At 67.7% G+C, this 16,526-nt stretch carries 7 protein-coding genes; 4 read left to right on the top strand and 3 right to left on the bottom strand.

Annotated elements, in window-relative coordinates:
- Positions 1-3: 3 nt before the first annotated feature.
- Both PYV00_RS10325 and PYV00_RS10330 read right to left on the bottom strand, forming a co-directional pair.
- The gene (locus PYV00_RS10325; protein WP_275228181.1) at positions 4-1,752 is read right to left on the bottom strand and encodes a PHA/PHB synthase family protein; all 1,749 of its coding nucleotides are present in this window, start codon (positions 1,750-1,752) and stop codon (positions 4-6) included.
- Positions 1,730-2,527, bottom strand: a complete 798-nt coding sequence (locus PYV00_RS10330; protein ID WP_275228182.1) for a TetR/AcrR family transcriptional regulator — start codon at positions 2,525-2,527, stop codon at positions 1,730-1,732. The genes PYV00_RS10325 and PYV00_RS10330 overlap by 23 nt, the downstream gene beginning before the upstream one ends.
- Before the next feature lie 172 nt (positions 2,528-2,699).
- On the opposite strand from PYV00_RS10330, the gene PYV00_RS10335 reads away from it, so the two are divergent.
- From PYV00_RS10335 to PYV00_RS10350, 4 genes are read left to right on the top strand one after another with little or no spacing between them, the layout of a single operon-like run.
- Positions 2,700-4,163: an efflux transporter outer membrane subunit gene (locus PYV00_RS10335; protein ID WP_342803804.1), complete on the top strand. Its 1,464-nt coding sequence runs from the start codon at positions 2,700-2,702 to the stop codon at positions 4,161-4,163.
- Positions 4,160-5,233 carry an HlyD family secretion protein gene (locus PYV00_RS10340; protein WP_275228183.1) on the top strand — a complete coding sequence of 358 codons (1,074 nt, stop codon included), beginning with the start codon at positions 4,160-4,162 and terminating at the stop codon, positions 5,231-5,233. The genes PYV00_RS10335 and PYV00_RS10340 overlap by 4 nt, the downstream gene beginning before the upstream one ends.
- Positions 5,234-5,238: 5 nt before the next feature.
- Positions 5,239-8,001: a ribosome-associated ATPase/putative transporter RbbA gene (gene rbbA / locus PYV00_RS10345; protein WP_275228184.1), complete on the top strand. Its 2,763-nt coding sequence runs from the start codon at positions 5,239-5,241 to the stop codon at positions 7,999-8,001.
- A gap of 1 nt (position 8,002) precedes the next feature.
- Positions 8,003-9,130 carry an ABC transporter permease gene (locus PYV00_RS10350; RefSeq protein WP_275228185.1) on the top strand — a complete coding sequence of 376 codons (1,128 nt, stop codon included), beginning with the start codon at positions 8,003-8,005 and terminating at the stop codon, positions 9,128-9,130.
- Positions 9,131-9,201: 71 nt separating this feature from the next.
- Here PYV00_RS10350 and PYV00_RS10355 read toward each other — a convergent pair whose 3' ends face one another.
- A complete protein-coding gene (locus tag PYV00_RS10355) occupies positions 9,202-16,410 on the bottom strand; it encodes a choice-of-anchor I family protein (protein ID WP_275228186.1) in 7,209 nt (2,402 codons plus the stop codon).
- Positions 16,411-16,526 lie beyond the last annotated feature (116 nt).

Consider the following 16,526-nt stretch of genomic DNA (forward strand, 5'->3'; position numbering starts at 1 on the left):
CGCCTATTTCTCCAGCACGTAGCGGCCGGGCGCATCGGCGATCGGCGGATAGCCCTTGTCCGGCGCGCCCAGCGGCGGCGGGGCGCCCGGCTCGCCCGAGCGCGCGTCGAGCCAGCGGCCCCATTCGAGCCACCACGATCCCTCCTTTTGCGGCGCGCGCGTCAGCCAGTCGTCGGGATCGTGCGAAGGGCCGCCCGCCTCGCGGGTCAGCACGCGATAGCGCCGGCCCGCGTGGCCCGGCTCGGAAACGATGCCGGCGTTGTGGCCGCCGCTGGCCAGCACGAAGGTGATCTCCGCCCCGGTCAGCAAGTGGATCTTGTGGACCGAATGCCACGGCGCGACATGATCGCGTTCCGTGCTGACCACGAAGAGAGGCGCATGGATATCGGACAGCACGATCGTGCGGCCATCGACCTTGAACTTGCCTTCGGCCAGATCGTCGTCGAGGAAGAAGCGCGTCAGATATTCACTGTGCATCGCATAGGGCATACGCGTGCCGTCGGCATTCCAGGCCATCAGGTCGATCATCGGCTCGCGCTCACCCATCAGGTAGGTTTCCAGCACGCGCGACCAGACCAGATCGTTCGAGCGCAGGATCTGGAAGGCGCCGCCCATCTGGCTGCTGTCCAGATAGCCCCGGCTCCACATCATGGCTTCCAGCACGTTGAGCTGCGCCTCGTCGATGAACAGGCCCAGTTCCCCCGGCTCGCTGAACTCGGTCTGCGCGGCCAGCAGCGTGACGCTGGCCAGCCGGTCATCCCCGTCGCGGGCCATGGCCGCCGCCGCGACCGAGAGCAGCGTGCCGCCCAGGCAATAGCCCGCCGCGTGGACCCGCGCGGCACCCGTGATCGCGCAGATCGCATCCAGCGCGGCCATGGGCCCCAGCCGGCGATAGGCATCCAGATCGAGATCGCGATCCTGGCTGCCGGGATTGTGCCAGGAGATCATGAACACGGTATAGCCCTGCCCGGTCAGCCAGCGCACCAGCGAGTTTTCCGGCGACAGGTCGAGAATGTAGTATTTCATGATCCACGCCGGCACGATCAGGACCGGCTCGGGCCGGACCTGGTCCGTCGTCGGCGCGTACTGGATCAGTTCGATCAGGCGGTTGCGCCACACGACCTTGCCCTTGGCGGTGGCGACCGTCTCGCCGACCTTGAAGTGCTCGGCGCCCACCGGCGGCTCGCCCCGCAGCGTGCGCTCCATGTCCTCGACCAGATGGGCAAAACCATCGATCAGGCACTTGCCGCCGGTTTCCACGATGCGGTGCTGCAGCACCGGATTGGTGGCGATGAAATTGGTCGGCGCGAACAGGTCGAGCATCTGGCGCGCGGCAAAGGAGACTTGCGCCTCGTGCTGCTTCGAAACGCCGCCAATGCCGGTGGTGGCCGCATGCCACCACTGCTGGCTGAGCAGGAAGGCCTGCGCGATCTGATCGAACGGCACCTGCTTCCACGCCGGATCGGCAAAGCGATGGTCCTGCGGCAGCGGCTCGATCGCGGGCCCGGCGGCGGGGTCGCAGGCGCAACGGCCCAGATAATCGAACAGGCGAAGGTACTTGCGGGCCATCTTGGCGCCAAGCTGCATCTGCTTGCCCGGCGAGCTGGCCAGATGCATCGCCCAGTCCGAGGCGGCCAGGACCATCGTGGCCGGCGAGAGCCCGCGCGTCGCCTGCGCGATCGCGGCGAGGGCCGCGCGGTCGAGCGTTTCGGCGATGCCGTCCAGCGGATCAGGGGTGTTGTCTTTCGGCATTGCCTGTCTTTCCATCGAGAGTGCTTGAAGTGCCTGCGTCAGGGTGATGCACCGGCCCTGTTGCGGCTTTGAGAAAGGGCAGCCCTTCGATGAGCAGATCGAGGGCCCGTTCGATATAGGCGGCCTTGGCCTTGGGCGTATTGGCCAGTTCGCGCCGCACCAGGATGCGGCTGCGCGGCACGGTGATGAGCATGTCGAACAGATGGCCGGCCAGGAAATCGAGCTCGCCCTCGTCCTTGCCCTTGCCCTTGCCCTTGCCCTTGACCTTGCCCTCGTCCGCCAGCCCGTCGCATTGCGCGATGATCGAACGGAACACGCCGATCCACGGCGCGGTCCACTGCGGCGGGAATGGCTGGCTGCGGCCGGGCTCCAGCGCGGCGATCTGCCGCGTCAGGGCCTCGAAGCGGATCGCCCTGGGCGTGAGCGTGGCGTCGAGCATCCTGCAGGCGGCATGATGCAGCCTTTGCCTCGGGTCCGCCGCCAGTTCCTCGACCCGGATCTCTTCCAGGAAGGATGCGCGATCGGGCTCGATAATGGCCCGCAGCAAGCCCTTCTTCGAGCCATAGCGCAGGTAGAGCGTCCGCTTGCTGACTTGCGCGGCGGCGGCAATGCCCTCCATGCTCGTCCCCTCGATGCCGTGGCGGGTGAACTGATCGAGCGCGACGTCCAGGATATGCGTGCCCAGGCGCCCGGCGACGTCCTGCGGTGGCCGGCCGGCCCTGGGGCCGCGATCGGGCAGCGGCCTTGCATCGATGGGCAGCGCGCTGTCGCGCATCGCGGTTATCCAGCCTTTCTTCCGGCAATCGGAGTTGACGACCTCTTCGCAAGTGCAATATATATACCATAGAGTGTACATAATGAAGCCCTCAGGGATGGCCCCTGGCCCGTTTTAGCGAATCCCCGATGGCAGCGAACCCAAGGCAGACCCGCATCATGACGACCGCGCCGTGACCTTGCGGTACCTTGTTCCGGCACGGCCCGCGCGCCTCATCGCGGCCTCGCTGCTGCTCGCGGCATCGGCGTGCTCGTTTGCGCCGCAGCACGTCCGTCCACCCCAGCCCGTGCCCGACCGCTATCCGTCGGAGACGGCCGAGGGCCCTTCCATCGCGCAAGCCGGCTGGCGCGATTTCTTCCCCGATGCCGAGCTGCGGCGGCTGATCGGGGAAGCGCTGGCGAACAACCGCGACATCCGCGTCGCCGCCGCCCGCGTGGCCGAGGCGCGCGCCGCCTGGCGCATCGAAGGCGCCTCGCTCTATCCCCAGCTCGATGCCGTGGCCACCGGCACGCGCGGCCGCAGCCTGTTCAACCTGCCGGAAGTGGGCGCCACTCCGATCGAGACCCGGCAGATCAGCGCCCAGCTCAGCGCCAGCTGGGAAATCGACTTCTGGGGGCGCCTGCGCGCCCTGCGGGACGCGGCGCGCTGGCAATATCTCGCCACGGAGGAATCGCGCCGGGCGGTAGCCACCGATCTGGTGGCGCAAGTGGCCAACGGTTACCTGCTCGAACGCGAATATGGCGAGCGTAGCGCGCTGGCCCGCGCCTCGATCGATTCGCGCGAGGAAACGCTGCGGATCATGCGGCGGCGCTACGAAGTGGGCTCGGGCTCGAAGCTCGACATGACGCAGGCGCAGACGCTGCTCGCGCAAGCCCGCATGACCTTGCAGGCGCTCGAACAGGATCGCGCCGTCAATCGCAATGCGCTCGCCCTGCTGGTGGGGCACCCGATCGACATCGCGCCGGGCTCGCTCGACCTCACGAAAATGGCCGATCACATGGCGCTGCCGCCCGGCCTGCCCTCTGACCTGCTTGCCAACCGGCCCGACATCATGGCGGCCGAGGATCAGTTGCGCGCCGCCAATGCCAATATCGGCGCGGCGCGCGCGGCCTTCTTCCCCAACATCAGCCTGACCGGCGCCTACGGCACCATGAGCGACGCACTCGACGGCCTGTTCGCGGATGGCAGCAAGGCGTGGAGTTTCGCGCCCAGGATCAGCCTGCCGCTGTTCAACGCCGGCCGCCTCAAGGGCAATCTCGGCGTTGCCGAAGCGCGGCGCGACCAGGCGGTCGCCGAATACGAACGCACCGTCCAGTCCGCCTTCCGCGACGTGTCCGACGCGCTCGTCCGCCGCCGGCAGCTCGGCCTGCAGGTCGATACCACGCGCGAGATGCTGCAAGCGCAGCGCGAACGGGCACGGCTGGCGCAGCTGCGGTTCGACAATGGCCGCTCGGCCTATCTCGAAGTGCTCGATGCCCAGCGCGACCTGTTCGACGCCGAGCAGACGCTGGCCCAGCTCCGCCGCGCCGAGATCGCCACCGCGGTCGCGCTCTATTCGGCGCTGGGCGGCGGCTTCGTGGCCGACCCGACATTCGACATCGACGCGGCGCAGAACAGCAAGGAACAGGCGAAATGACCGTGGCAAGCAGAACCTGGCTCATCCGCGGCGGCATCGCGGCCGCCGTGGCCGTGCTGGCGGTGATCGCGTGGTCGGTGCTGAAGCCCGCCGGGCTGCCCGACGGCATCGTCAGCGGCAATGGCCGCCTGGAAGCGGTGGAGATCGACGTTTCGGCCAAGACGCCGGGCCGGATCCGCGAGATCGTGGCGGATGAAGGGCAACTGGTGAAGGCGGGCCAGATCGTCGCCTATATGGACACCGATGTCCTGCGCGCGCAGCTTGCCGAGGCCCAGGCCCAGCTCGCGCAGGCGATCAACGCCGTGCAAATCGCCGAGACACAGGTGATCCAGCGGCAGAGCGAGCGCGCCTCCGCGCTGGCCACCGTTCGCCAGCGCGAGGCCGAGCTGAACGCCGCGCGCAAGCGGCTCGGCCGGTCGGAAACGCTGGCGCGCGAAGGCGCGACGCCGATGCAGGAGCGCGATGATGATCGGGCCGCCGTCGAAGGCGCCTCGGCCACGGTCGAGGCCGCGCGCGCGCAGCTTGCCTCGGTCGATGCCGCCATCACCGTCGCGCGCAGCCAGGTGATCGGCGCCGGCTCCAACGTCGATGCGGTGCGCGCCACGATCGAGCGGATCAAGGCCGATATCGCCGACAGCGACTTGCGCGCGCCGCGTTCGGGCCGGGTGCAGTATCGCGTCGCGCAGCCGGGCGAAGTGGTCGCGGGCGGTGGCCGGGTGCTGAACCTGGTCGACCTGTCGGATGTCTACATGACCTTCTTCCTGCCCGAAACGGTGGCCGGGCGCGTCGGGCTGGGCAGCGAAGTGCGCCTGGTGCTCGATGCCGCGCCCGAATACGTGATCCCGGCGAAGATCAGCTTCGTCGCCGATGTCGCCCAGTTCACCCCCAAGACGGTGGAAACCGAAAGCGAGCGCCAGAAGCTGATGTTCCGGGTGCGCGCGCGGATCGATCCGGCGCTGCTGCGGCGGCATATCGACCATGTGAAGACCGGCCTGCCGGGCATGGCCTATGTCCGCGTCGATCCCCGCGCGCCATGGCCGGCCAATCTGGCCAGGGTGGTGACGGAGTAGCCTTCATGGCCTCCCGGTCCTGCCCCGATCCCGCGGCGCCACCCGATTCCGCCGAGCCTGTCGTCCGCCTTGCCGGCCTGCGCCAGCATTACGGGAAGACACAGGCCCTGCGCGGGCTGGACCTGGACGTGCCGGCGGGCATCATGGTCGGCCTGATCGGGCCGGACGGGGTGGGCAAGTCCAGCCTGCTGTCGCTGATCGCCGGGGCCCGCGCGGTGCAGGAAGGCCGCGTGCGCGTGCTGGGCGGCGACATGGCCGACCGGCGCCACCGCGAAGCCGTCTGCCCGCGCATCGCCTATATGCCGCAAGGGCTGGGCAAGAACCTTTATCCGACGCTTTCCGTCGAGGAGAACCTTCAGTTCTTCGCCCGGCTGTTCGGCCATGACGCGGCCGAGCGCCGCCGCCGCATCGACGAATTGACGCGCAGCACCGGCCTTTTCCCCTTCCTGTCGCGCCCGGCCGGCAAGCTCTCGGGCGGGATGAAGCAGAAGCTGGGGCTCTGCTGCGCGCTGATCCATGACCCGGACCTGCTGATCCTGGACGAGCCCACCACCGGTGTCGATCCGCTGGCGCGCGCGCAGTTCTGGGATCTGATCGCGCGCATCCGCCGGCAGCACCCGGGCATGAGCGTCATCGTCGCCACCGCCTATATGGACGAGGCGCAGCGGTTCGACTGGCTGGTGGCAATGGACGATGGCGCGCTGCTCGCCACCGGCACCCCCGCCGAGCTGCTGGACCACACCGGCAGCACCTCGCTGGAAGCGGCCTTCATCGCGCTGCTGCCCGAAGAGCGCAAGCGCGGCCATGCGCCAGTGGTGATCCCGCCGCTGGCCGCCGACGCGCAGGATATCGCCATCGAGGCGCGCGATCTCACCATGCGGTTCGGCGATTTCGTGGCCGTGGACCATGTCAGCTTCCGCATCCGCCGGGGCGAGATATTCGGCTTCCTGGGCTCCAACGGTTGCGGCAAGTCCACGACGATGAAGATGCTGACCGGCCTGCTGCCCGCCAGCGAGGGGCAGGCCTGGCTGTTCGGGCGCGCGGTCGATCCCCGCGACATCGCCACGCGGCGGCGAGTCGGCTACATGAGCCAGGCCTTCTCGCTGTATGGCGAGCTGACCGTGCGGCAGAATCTCGAACTGCACGCGCGGCTTTTCCATGTGCCGGCGGACGCCATCCCCGGCCGGGTGGCCGAGATGGTGGAGCGCTTCGGCCTGGAGGCGGCGCTGGACGACTTGCCCGAAAGGCTCCCGCTCGGCATCCGCCAGCGCCTCTCGCTGGCGGTGGCGATGGTGCACAAGCCCGAGCTGCTGATCCTGGACGAGCCGACCTCCGGCGTCGATCCGGTGGCGCGCGACGCCTTCTGGCGGCTGCTCGCGGAGCTGTCGCGGCGCGACAAGGTGACGATCTTCATCTCCACCCACTTCATGAACGAGGCCGAACGCTGCGATCGCATGTCGATGATGCACGCGGGCCAGGTGCTGGACAGCGACACGCCCGCGCGGCTGGTCGAAAAGCGCGGCGCGGCCACGCTGGAAGAGGCGTTCATCGGCTATCTGGTCGAGGCCGGCGGCGACGAGCCCGACGGCGAGGACGAGACCCCGCCCGCGGTGCCCGCGCCCCGCGATCCGCCCGCGAAGCGGCGCTGGTTCAGCGTGCAGCGGATGCTGAGCTATGTCTGGCGCGAAACGCTGGAACTGCGGCGCGATCCGGTGCGCGGCACGCTGGCGCTGGCCGGTTCGGTGATCCTGCTGCTGGTCATGGGCTTCGGCATTTCCATGGACGTGAACGACTTGCGCTACGCCGTGCTCGATCGCGACCAGAGCAGCATCAGCGAGCGCTATCAGCTCGACATCGCCGGATCGCCCTATTTCATCGAGCAGCCGCCGATCACCGATTATGACGACCTGGACCGGCGCATGAAAAGCGGCGAACTGGCGCTTGCCGTCGAGATTCCGCCCGGCTTCGGACGCGATCTCCTGAGAGGCCAGCCCGTGGCGATCGCCGCCTGGTTCGATGGCGCCATGCCGCAGCGGGCCGAAACCGTGCAAGGCTATATCCAGGGCCTGCACCAGCACTGGCTGTCCGGGCAGATGACCATGGCCGGCGTGCCGGCCGGCGCGTCGGTCTCGATCGAGAACCGCTATCGCTACAACCCCGATGTCGAAAGCCTGCCCGCCATGGTGCCGACCGTGATCCCGCTGCTGCTGCTGATGCTGCCGGCGATGCTGGCGGCACTGGCGGTGGTGCGCGAGAAGGAGATCGGCTCGATCATCAATCTCTACGTCACGCCGGTGACGCGCGCCGAGTTCCTGCTGGGCAAGCAGTTGCCCTATGTGGTGCTGGCCATGGTCAACTTCGCGGTCATGGTGCTGATGGCGGTTTTCCTGTTCGGCGTGCCGCTCACCGGCAGCCTGCCGGCGCTGGTCGCCGCCGCGCTGATCTATGGCCTGTCTGCCACCGGCATGGGGCTGCTCGCCTCGGCCGTCACGAAAAGCCAGATCGCCGCCCTGTTCCTCGCCATGGTCGGCACGCTGATCCCGGCGGCGACGTTCGGTGGCATGACCGATCCGGTCTCCTCGCTGGAAGGGCCGGGGCGGATGATCGGCGAGATCTATCCGGCCACCCACATGTTCACGATCAGCCGGGGCGTGTTCAACAAGGGGCTGGGCTTTGCCGATCTGGGCGGCTCGTTCTGGCCGCTGCTGCTGTCGGTGCCGGTGATCCTGGGGCTGGCGATCGCGCTGCTGAGAAAGCAGGAGCGCTGAGATGCGCCAGACGCTGTCCAACATCTATCGCCTGGGCGTGAAGGAGCTGTGGAGCCTCTGGCGCGATCCGATCATGCTGGTGCTGATCGTCTTCACCTTCACCTTCGCGGTCTACAGCGCGGCCTCGTCCATGCCGGAAACGCTGCACAAGGCGCCGATCGCGGTGGTGGATGAAGACCAGTCGCCCCTGTCGCAGCGCATCGTCTCCGCCTTCTATCCGCCGCACTTCATGCCGCCGGCGATGATCGCGCCCGCGCAGATCGACCCCGGCATGGACGCGGGCGTCTATACTTTCGTGCTCCACATCCCTTCCGGGTTCCAGCGCGACGTGCTGGCCGGCCGGCCGGCCGAGATCCAGCTCAACACCGATGCCACCCGCATGACCCAGGCCTTCACCGGCAGCGGCTATATCCAGCAGATCGTGCTGGGCGAGGTGAGCGAGTTCATGAGCCGCCATCGCGGGACGGCCGCATCGCCGGTGACGCTGGAAACGCGCGCCCGCTTCAATCCGACGCTGGACAAGAGCTGGTTCGGCAGCCTCTCGCAGATCATCAACCAGATCACCATGCTCTCGATCATCCTGACCGGCGCGGCCCTGATCCGCGAGCGCGAGCATGGCACGATCGAGCACTTGCTGGTGATGCCGGTGACGCCGTTCGAGATCATGGCCAGCAAGATCTGGGCGATGGGCCTGGTGGTGCTGGTGGCTTCGTTTCTGTCGCTGACATTCGTCGTGCGCTGGCTGCTGGGCGTTCCCATCGCGGGATCGCTGCCGCTGTTCTTCACCGGGGCGGCGCTGGTCCTGTTCGCCACGACCTCGATCGGCATCTTCATGGCCACCATCGCGCGCAACATGCCGCAGTTCGGGATGCTGGCGGTGCTGGTGCTGCTGCCGCTGCAGATGCTGTCCGGCGGCACCACGCCGCGCGAAAGCATGCCCAGGCTGGTGCAGGACATCATGCTGGCCGCGCCGACCACGCATTTCGTCGAACTGGGCCAGGCCATCCTGTTTCGCGGCGCGGGGATCGACGTCGTCTGGCCGCAGCTCATCGCCGTCACGGCGATCGGCGCGGTGTTCTTCGGCATCGCGCTCGCACGCTTCCGCAAGACCATCTCGTCGATGGCCTGAACGCCTTGTCCGGGCATTGCCGGGGCAGGCCTTGCCCCGGCAATGCCCCGGCAATGCCCCGGCCATCCGCCTCAGGCGAACTCGCTCAGCGGTGCCGGCGTGGTGACGAGCACCTGATCGCCCAGCAGAAGCTGGTTGGTGGCGGGCGAATAGATCAGCTCGCGCCGGTCGCCGGCGAAATCGATGTCCATGCCCGCCGGGCCCGCCGGCAGCGAGATCAGGTAGTGCTGGCTTTCGATGACCGCGCCCGAACCATAGCGCTGCACGGATTCGATCGCATCCGGCTCGTCGTCGAGCAGGAGCAGATCGCCGCCCTGGTTGAACGAGGGGTCGAACGTGACATCGCCATAAGTCAGGTGGACCGTCTCCGCCCCGTCGGTCGTCCCGAACACGTCGAGTACGCCGCCGGCGATGACCGTGCCGCCCTCGCCCAGCAGAATCTGGGCGGCCGCGTCCGGGGTGATCTCGCCATCGGTGGGCGTGCCGGCCTCGGCGGCGGCGGTGATCGGGGTCAGCGTCGCGTTCACCACCTGGCTGCCCAGCATCATGGCATGGGCCTGCGCGTCGATCGCCAGGGTGCGGGCGCCATCGTCGAACACCAGCGTCAGCCCTTCCGCGCCCGCCGGTATCGCCAGCAGCGTATCGCCATCGAACAGCAGCGCGTTCGAACCCTCGCTGGAGACCAGCCAGTCGGCCGCCTCGCCCGACAGGCGGATCACGTCGCCGCCGCCGTTGAACGAGGGATCGAACGAGATCAGGCCCGCGACGTCGAGCACGGTCACGTCCTGGAACCCGGCCGTGCCGTAGACTTCGCCGCTGCCGCCGATCTCGCCGGCCCAGCCGTCGGTCGTGACCAGGCGCCACTCGGCGGCATCGCCAAGCGGGAGCACCGCGATCGTCGCGGTGAAGCTGTCGCTGCCGCCATGCCCGTCGCTGACCGTGACGAGGATCGCGTCGATGCCGGTGAAGCCCGCGTCGGGCGTGTAGACCAGCCCGCCGTTGACCAGCGCCAGCGTGCCATGCGCCGGATCGGAAGGCGTGTAGGTGAGCGTATCACCATCGGCATCGGTGGCCGAGATGCCGAAGGCAAGCGACTTGCCCGAAAGCGTCGACAGCGCGGCCGTGTCGGGATCGAACACCGGCGCCCGGTTGTCGCGCGCCAGAATGTCCACCGTTACCGTCCCCAAGGTCGAGGTCGTGCCGTCCACCACGGTGTAGGTAAAGCGGGCGCTGCCCACGAACCCGGCATCGGGAGTGAAGATCACCGTGCCATCGCGCAAGGCGACCGTGCCGTGCGTGGCGCCCGAGACCTGGACCAGAGCCAGCGCGTCACCCTCGGCGTCGCTGTCATTGGCCAGCAGGGCGGCGGCGCTGACGCTGACCGCGGTGTTGACGCGCGTGGACAAGTGATCCTCGTTCGCCATCGGCGCGTCGTTGACCGGCGTGATGGTGAGCAGGAAGCTGTCGGACGCGCTCGCCACGCCGTCGCTGGCGGTGACGGTGATGGTCAGGCTGCCGTTGAAATCGAGCGGCGGAGTGCCGCTGAAAGCGCCCGTCGTCCCGTTGAAATGCAGCCAGGCGGGCAGCGCATCGCCATTGGGCAGCCGCGCGGTGTAAGTCAGGCTGTCGTTGTCGGGATCGGTGAACGCGCCCGAAGGCAGCGCGAACGCGATCGCCGCATCCTCGGGCGAGGAGACGTCGGGCAGCGCCTTGACCAGAAGCGGGCTCCGGTTGCTGACCACCTCGTCCTGGCCCTGGATGTTGAGGCGAAGCTGCGCGGTATCGACCAGGCCATGGGCGTCCTGCACCTGATAGGTGAACGCGTCCACGCCGAACTGGCCGGCATTGAGCGCCTGCGTCGCCGCGCGACCCTGATCGAGCGTATAGCTCCACGAGCCGTCCGCCGCGATGGTCAGTGTGCCGTAAACGCCGTCGAGGACCAGTTCCTCATCCAGCACGAGCAGCGTGCCCTCGGCGCTTTCCAGCCCGGTGCGCGCGCCCGTGACCGTCAGCGTCTCGCCAAGGCCCAGCGCCAGATCGGCATCGGTGTCGTTGGTCAGGACATTGCCCTCGGCCGCCGAATTGCCATCCTCGACCAGCGCCGGGCCGGTGTTGCCGTCATCGACGCCGATCGGCGCGTCGTTGACCGCCGCCGAGGCGCTGACCGTCACACCGCCAAACTTCAGCCGTTCGACGCTGACCAGCGTGTCGGTGCCCTCATCGCCGACGGTGTCGGTCACGGTCGCGCCGCCATCGGTCACGTCATAGTCGCTCCACGCGCCGGCATAGGCCGCCGTGTCAGAACCTTCGCCGCCATCGATATCGTCGTCGCCGCCATTGCCGGTGATCGTGTCGTCCCCGCCCTTGGCATGGAAGCTGTCGTCCTCGGCCGCGCCGACCAGCGTGTTCGCCTCGCCATTCTGGACCTGCACCGAATAGAACGTGACCGAGTTGCCGATCTCGTTGCCGCTGATCAGCAGCGACTGGCCGATCGGGCTGTGCGCGGCCGAAACGAAAGTCTGCACCTCCGGCCCCAGATCCTCGGCGGTTTCGGGCTTGTAGGTGACGAAGACCGCGTTTTCCGGGTCGGTCACGTCATAGACCATGAAGCCGCCGACGCGTTCGAGGCCGACGAAGGCATAGAGCCGCCCGTCGATCTCGCCGATGGTGACGCCTTCTGGCTCGGGGCCCTTGTCGTCGGAGCGGGTATCGACCGACGAGGGACTCACGCTCTGGTTGGAATTGAACAGTTCGGGGTGCGTCGCCGCGATGATCGATTCGAACTCACCGCCCGTCTCGCGCACCTTGGTGATCGAGCCATCGGCTTCCTGCCGGAAGATCGAGATGCCACGGCCGCCCAGCGTGTAGATCTGGTCGTAATCGCCATCGCCGTCGGTATCGCCCAGCTTGGTCAGGATGTTGAGCCGGCCCAGTTCCTCGTCCGCTTGCAGGCTTGCCGCGTCGGGGAACGCGGTGGGATCGAGCGTGACCGACTTGAGCCGCGCGATATCGGTTTCCTCGATGCCGCTGCCGACGCGGGCATCGCCTTCGTTGGCGGTGACGAAATAGGTCGCGCCGCCGATGGTGAAGCTGGCGATCGCGTCGGGCTGGAGCAGGCCGAACACCGGCGCGGTGTGGATGTCGATGCCGCCGTCCCGGTCACTGGTGTCCAGCGCATTGCCGGCCAGGCTGCGATCGACGGTGCCCAGCGGCTGGATCGCGATCGGGCGATCGGCCGAGGCGTCGGTCAGGTCGATGACCGCGACCGCGTTGACTTCCTGCAGCGTCACGTAAGCGCGCGTGCCGTCGGGCGAGACGGTGATGTATTCGGGCTCGATATCGGCCGATGCGGCCTGGCCGGGATAGAGCGCGAGGCCCTGATAGGCCAGCGCGCCTTCCGAACCGTTGAGCGCCGCGAACGAGATCGTATTGCTGACGCTGGCGGCCGCCGCGCCGCCCGACATGTCGATGATGCTGACCGTGCCGACCGGATTGTTGGCCAGCGAGATCGCCTCGGCCTCATTGGCCACCAGCAGCTTGGTGCCATCGGCGCTGAACGTCACCTGATCGGGCAGCACGCCCACTTCGATCAGGTTCAGCAGCGTGTGGGTCGCCGCGTCGAACAGCGCGACGTGGCCCGGCTCGCCCGGCGTGACGTTCTCGTAAGCCACGGCGATCACGCCGTTCTTGATCGCCACCGAGTTCACGCCGCCCGGCTTGTATTCGGGCAGACCCGAAAGCGCGATCGGCGTTTCGTTGACCAGCGCGCCGGCGGCGGTGATCGAATGCACGTTGACCGTGTTGCCGTTGACGTTGGTGGCGTAGACCTTGCCGTTCTCGTAAGCGACGCTTTCGGCCCCGGCGCTCGCGCCCTGGATCGCGCCCAGGCGGACCAGCACGACATCGTCGCTGGCTTCCGGCGTCGGCACCTGACCTTCAAGCGATTGCGCCGGATCGTAGATCGTGATGCCGCCGATCGTGGTGTGATCGCTTTCGGTCACGGTGATCGCCAGCACGCTGGGATCATGGTCCGACGCGCGCGTTTCGGCATAGGCGAATTCGGCATTGGCATGGACGATATCGAGCCGCGCCTGATCGAGCAGGTTGAGCGACACGAACGTCTGGTCCAGTTCCTGCGCGTTGCCTTCGAACAGGTAGGAATAGCGCTCGGTCGGGTCCAGCGAGAGCGACATCGCGGTCATCCCGGCATCGAACAGCGGGGCCAGCGATTCCTCGTTGGTGAATTCGTTGAGATCGCCCAGCACGATCACTTGCGTGTCGCTGTCCAGGCTTTCGACATAGTCGGCGACGGCCTGCGCCTGGACCAGCCGCTCGGCGGCGCTGCCGTTGATCGAAGGCTGGGTCTCGCCGGTGAGCGGGCTGGACCCGCCCTTCGAGCTGAAGTGGTTGTTGACGAGGGTGAATTCCTGATCGCTGAACCCGAAGGTGGCGATCAGCGGCACGCGCGAGCCGGCGAAATCGGTGGCGGCGTCCGGCGTGGTCTGGACCGAGCCGGGGACGAGATCGACGCGCGCGGCATTGTAGAGATAGGCCACGCGGATATTGCCGCCCGGCTCGCCGCCGACCTGGTTATCGACGATGAACGGGTTGTCGACCCAGGTGTAGGTCGGGCCGCCAGCGGCGGCGATGGCATCGACCAGCATCTGCAGCGTCACGCTGGCCGAAACGGTGTGATCGTTGGCCGCGCCCGAATTGTCCTGGATTTCCTGCAGGGCGATGATGTCGGGCGCCTGCAGGTTGTTGACGATCTGCTCCGCGATCAACTCGAAGCGACCGTCGGCCACGTCGCTGTCGCCATCTGTATCATTGGGATCGAGGTTGAGCACGTTGTACTGCGCGATCGTCAGCGTGTCGCTGTCGCTGACCAGCGCGGTCGTCTCGGTGGCCAGCAGCGAGGGCGTCGCCACGGTCACGGCGGTCGTCGGCAGCACTTCGAAATTGCCGAAGTTGTAGCTGACCACGCCGGTGATCGAATGGAGCACCGCGCCGGCATTGACGATCGGCGTGCCGCCCGGCGTGAAGGCCGGGTCCGCGTCGATCTGGATGCGCTCGGGGTTGTAGTCGGAGCCCGGTCCGGTGTTGGTCACGGCAAGGCCGTCGCCAAAGCTGCCCCGGCTCACCAGCACGTCGCGCTCGGCCAGGTTGGTGGCGTCGAGCCCGTTGTCGGCGACTGTCCAGATCTCGCCGAATTCGTTGGTGCCCGAAACCACCAGCGGGTTGTTGATCGTGACCAGCATCCCTTCGAGGCTTTCATAGAAAGCCATGCCCTCGGTCACCGATTCGGTGGGGGCCAGACGGCCGCCCTCGCCGATCACGGTCGCGCTCGGCAGCGCGTTGCTGTGGCTCAGCACGCTGAGCGAGGTGATCGTGGTGAGTTCGGTGGTCGAAAGGTTGCCGGTGCCGGCGCCGCCCGGAATGTATTCGGCCACGGTGGCGGTCACGCGTGCCTCGTCGCCCACCACGACGGTCGGGGCGGTGGAGGTGAACACGAAGATCGCTTCTGACGTCATATTGTCGGCATCGGCGTCGGCATCGCGCGCCTGCAGGTAGAACCCGTTCGCGGCAACCGCCGTGACGATGCCCGATGTCGTGACGCTCTGGCCGACGAGCGGCGAGTTCAGCCCCGCGCCCTGGATGTCGTGGATCGCGACGAGCGAGAAATCGTCGTTGGTGATCGTGCCGGTGCCTTGCGCGGTGGCGATGGCCGCGCCGGCCGGGTTGGTCAGCGTGACGCTCAGCGTCTCGTTGGCCTCGACCGTGGTGTCGCCGTTGATGGTGACCGTGATCGTCTTGGTGGTCTCGCCCGGCGCGAAGCTGAGCGTGCCGCTGGTGGCCACGTAGTCATTGCCCGCGACCGTCGCGCTGCCGTCAGCCGTCGCGTAATCGACCGTGACGGTCGATGCCGCCGCGGTGTTGAGCGAGACGGTGAACTGGAGCAGCGTCTCGCCCGAATTGCCTTCGGCGATGCTCACGCTGTCGATCGCAAGCGCGGGCAGCGCGCCGGCGGTGGTGAACGGCGTGCTGCTGAACGGCACGTCGGGGTCGGTGCTGTCGCCACTCTGATCGCCGCCGGCATCCTGTGTCGCCCAGTTCGAAGCGGTGTTGATCAACTCGCGATAGCTGCCCAGGCTCGCCTCGCCGCTGCGTGCGCCGGTGTAGGCACCGATATCCGCATCGGCATCGACCGCGCCGAGATCGACCGCGTTGACGCCATAAGTCAGGCCGGTGTTGGTCAACGAACCGCTCGACCCGCCGTTGTTCGAGACGGCCGAGAGGAAAACCGTCGGCGTGCTGGCGCTGCCGAGGTAGGCATAGACCATCTCGCCGCTGGCGCCGAGCCCGCGATTGCTGCCGCCGCCCGCGATCGGGATGACGACATCGCCGTGATTGCTTGTCGCCGTGCCGCTGCCGATATCGTCGATCGTGATGATCGTGCCGGCGGTGATGTCGGACGTCGCGGTCCACGACCAGGTGCATTCGTTGGTGTCGGCCCAGCCGGTGCCGTTCCACTCGTTGTCCGAGAAATAGATCACCTGGCCGGCGGCGATGTCCTTGAAGGCGACGAAGGCCAGGTTGTCGTTGCCATCGGCATTGAAGCCGACGAAGGCGATGTCGCCGGCCGCGCCCAGCGCGGTGGCGAAGGCGCTGGTATCGAACGGCACGTCGGGAGCGGTGCTGTCGCCGCCCTGGTCGCCGCTGCCGTCCTGCGTGATCCAGTTCGCGGTATCGTTGATCAGCGCACGGTAAGCGGCGAAGTCCGCCTCGCCGCCGCGCGGCCCGACATAGGCGCCGATATCCGCGCCGCCGTCGATCGTGGCCAGATCGACCGCGTTGACGCCGTAAGCCAGGCCAGTGCCGGTCAGCGCACCGCTCGACGCGCCGTCGTTGGAGATCGCGGACAGGAACACCGTCGGCGTCGTCGCGGTGCCGAGATAGGCATAGACCATCTCGCCACTGGCCGAGAGCCCGCGATTGGAACCGCTACCCGCGATGGGGATGACGACATCGCCGTAATTGCTCGCCGCCGTGCCGCTGCCGATATTGTCGATGGTGATGACCGTGCCCGCCGCGATGTCGGCGGTCGCCGTCCACGACCAGGCGGATTCGTTCAGGTCCGCCCAGCTGGTGCCGTTCCACTCGTTGTCGGTGAAATAGATGACCTCGCCCGCCGTAATGTTCTTGAACGTCACGAAAGCCAGATTGTCGTCGCCATCGGCGTTGTATCCGATGAACGCGATATCACCCACTTCACTCAGCATTGCCCCAACTCCTCAGGATCGCGGCGGCTCCCCGTCGCGACATGCCATCACAGTTCCGCTTGTCCCCATGGCCTGCCGCGCCGGGAGCCCCCCAGATCGGGGCGGACTAGACAGGC

This window comes from Novosphingobium album (ex Liu et al. 2023), from assembly GCF_029076845.1.
Classification (GTDB): Bacteria; Pseudomonadota; Alphaproteobacteria; order Sphingomonadales; family Sphingomonadaceae; genus Novosphingobium.

Bases quoted from the DNA above. Each gene is read 5' to 3' on its own strand.
- PYV00_RS10325 (WP_275228181.1), bottom strand. From the start codon at position 1,752: ATGCCGAAAGACAACACCCCTGATCCGCTGGACGGCATCGCCGAAACG.
- PYV00_RS10330 (WP_275228182.1), bottom strand. From the start codon at position 2,527: ATGCGCGACAGCGCGCTGCCCATCGATGCAAGGCCGCTGCCCGATCGC.
- PYV00_RS10340 (WP_275228183.1), top strand. From the start codon at position 4,160: ATGACCGTGGCAAGCAGAACCTGGCTCATCCGCGGCGGCATCGCGGCC.
- rbbA (WP_275228184.1), top strand. From the start codon at position 5,239: ATGGCCTCCCGGTCCTGCCCCGATCCCGCGGCGCCACCCGATTCCGCC.
- PYV00_RS10350 (WP_275228185.1), top strand. From the start codon at position 8,003: ATGCGCCAGACGCTGTCCAACATCTATCGCCTGGGCGTGAAGGAGCTG.
- PYV00_RS10355 (WP_275228186.1), bottom strand. From the start codon at position 16,410: ATGCTGAGTGAAGTGGGTGATATCGCGTTCATCGGATACAACGCCGAT.